Annotated in this window: 1 protein-coding gene; it reads right to left on the bottom strand. The window is 45.7% G+C overall.

All coding sequences use genetic code 11. The features are described from left to right. On the bottom strand, window positions 1-696 hold a 696-nt coding region (gene ccoP, locus A3735_RS06210; RefSeq protein ID WP_068637778.1), incomplete at its 3' end, for a cytochrome-c oxidase, cbb3-type subunit III. Between the last annotated feature and the right edge of the window lie 92 nt (window positions 697-788).

Below are 788 nucleotides of genomic sequence, written 5' to 3'. Positions count from 1 at the left end.
CCCATGACAGGCTGCACAGGCAGTCTGGTACATCGCTGCGCCGGCATCAACAGCTGCTTTATCATCACTACGTCCACTAAACGAAAGTAAGTAATGAGTCATATTTTGTATGTCAGTTTTGCTCATAGCGGGATTTAAACCTTTGGCAGGCATTTGACCGTTTCGACCATACAGGAGGGTGGTTTTGATCGCGTCTGGACTTCCACCATATAACCAGTCGTGGTCAGTCAGATTTGGAAAGCCTAATGCGCCGCGACCTGTTGATCCGTGACATACTGAGCAGTTATTAGCAAACAAACGCTGTCCTACTTTCATTGCTTCGGCATCTTTGGCGAGTTCTTCAATTGGCTTTGCCGCGTAGGCTTTGAATATAGGTGTGTACTTTTCATCAGCTTCAGCAACTTCTGCTTCCCATTGACCGGTAGAAGACCAGCCTAAGAAACCTTGGAAGTTACCTAAAGTCGGGTACAGCAATGCGTATGCGAATGCAAAAACAACTGAACCGATAAACATATGGAACCACCACTTTGGAAGTGGATTATCGTACTCTTCGATCCCATCGAAGGCATGGGGCATCTTTTGTTCAGTCTCTTCATCTGTAGTTTGGCTTTTTCGGGTGGCTACTAGCAGCCATGTACTACCGATCAAAGTACCGATAATAATGACTGAGACCCATACACTCCAAAAACTAGTCATGTTCTTCTCTCTCTTTTTCGCTCAAGGTACGTTCCGCGATATCGTCATCCTGAAAGGGCAGGTTGGCTGCATCGTCAAAATCTTTTTTCTTT

This window comes from Oleiphilus sp. HI0061, from assembly GCF_001635675.1.
This window is presented reverse-complemented; position numbering and strand designations above follow the sequence as displayed.